Source organism: uncultured Campylobacter sp. (assembly GCF_938045405.1).
Classification (GTDB): Bacteria; Campylobacterota; Campylobacteria; order Campylobacterales; family Campylobacteraceae; genus Campylobacter_B.
This window is the reverse complement of record NZ_CALIMW010000045.1, coordinates 1-1,402: the sequence shown is the minus strand read 5'-3', so window position 1 is coordinate 1,402 and position 1,402 is coordinate 1. Positions and strand designations below refer to the sequence as shown.

1 protein-coding gene is annotated in these 1,402 nt (G+C 49.0%); it reads right to left on the bottom strand.

Translation table 11 applies throughout. The features are described from left to right. Positions 1-772: 772 nt before the first annotated feature. Positions 773-1,342, bottom strand: a complete 570-nt coding sequence (locus Q0140_RS01420) for an NAD(P)H-dependent oxidoreductase (protein ID WP_297960899.1) — start codon at positions 1,340-1,342, stop codon at positions 773-775. Positions 1,343-1,402: the final 60 nt, after the last annotated feature.

Genomic DNA, 1,402 nt, shown 5'->3' with positions numbered 1-1,402 from the left:
CATAATTTCCACTCGATCTACGAATACCTGCCCGTAGGCTCTTTAAGAGCGGCGAGCGAAGTCGTTAAACAGATCATAACGCTGGCGGCGGCGCGAGCCTAGCTCGGGCGCTTTCTACTCCGCGCGCAGATTTGATTTTAAATTTAGCTCGTTTATTCCGCCGCGAAATTTTACTCTGCTCGGCGGAATTTTATTTAGCGGACGGAATTTTGTTTAGTAAGGCGGAGTTTTGCTTTACTAAGCGGAATTCCGCGCGGCTATGAAATTTTGCTTTACTCTGCTGAGCAAGCGGCTTGACGAGCTCAAAAAGGCGCGTTGTAAAATTTTGCCGCGCCCCGTGCTTTACGGCCCGCTTATTGTCACGTCTTTAATGCTCTTTGCGTATGGTGCGACCGCGCATTTTTACAGCTTGCCGCGTTAGGCTGCGGCAAATTTTATATTTCGACGATTTAGATGGCTAGCAGACACGCCGTATCGACCGGTAGAATTTTATTCTCGCGGCAGGCAGAGCGGACGTTTTTAGCGCAAGTGAGATCTATTTTTCGGGGCGACACAGCGTCGTAAACGGGTCTTAAAAATGGCACGGAATTTCTTTAAATTAAAATTTTGCCGTAATGCGCGGCTTGCGCTGAATTATCTATAAACCGCACGGGCTAAATTTAAGCACTCCGTTTAAAATTTCATCGCAGCCTTCTTTATTCTAAAGGCGCAATGTGTACCCCAAAAAAGCCTAAATTTAAAATTTAGCCCCAAAACCCAGCTTGGTTTTAACTTAAAATTTTTTACCCGCGCTCTTTGCGCCTAAATTTCTTAAAAATTCCGCGTACTCCGCCGCGCCTTTTTCTATCTGCGTGACGCTACTTTCGTAATCCACGCCGGGCGTCTCCTCGGCGCCGTAAAACGCGAAAAATCCGCGCCAGTCTGCATGAAAATAGTAGCGGAATGCCGGCTCAAACGGCGCTAAAATCTGCTCCATCGTGAAATGGTACCGCCTGCTAGGCGCGTAGTCGGCGCGCTTGATGCCCGCGCTCACCGCCAGCGCCACGGCGCGCCCGCGCATGCCCTCGCTTGTGCGCCCATAAGCAAATCCATACGTCATCGTCGCATCAATCCAGCTTTTTAAAATCGCGGGCGAGGAGAAATTATGCAGCGGAAATTGCAACACCAAGGCGTCGTGAGCTTTGATTATCGCGCGCTCGCGCTCGCCGTCTATCTCGCCGTTAGGATACTCGCGCGCCAGGTCGCGCACGGTGAAGCTTTGCGCGGCAGCCTCTTTCAAAAACCGCTTGTTTATGATCGAATTTTTAATGTCCGGATGAGCTAGGATGATTAAGTTTTTCATATTTTTCCTTTAAAATTTTGGTTTGGGGCGATAAAATTTGCCGCTAGAATCGCAGTTATA

What these genes read in the sequence shown, in the direction of transcription:
- Q0140_RS01420 (WP_297960899.1), bottom strand. Translation starts at nt 1,342, where the DNA reads ATGAAAAACTTAATCATCCTAGCTCATCCGGACATTAAAAATTCGATC.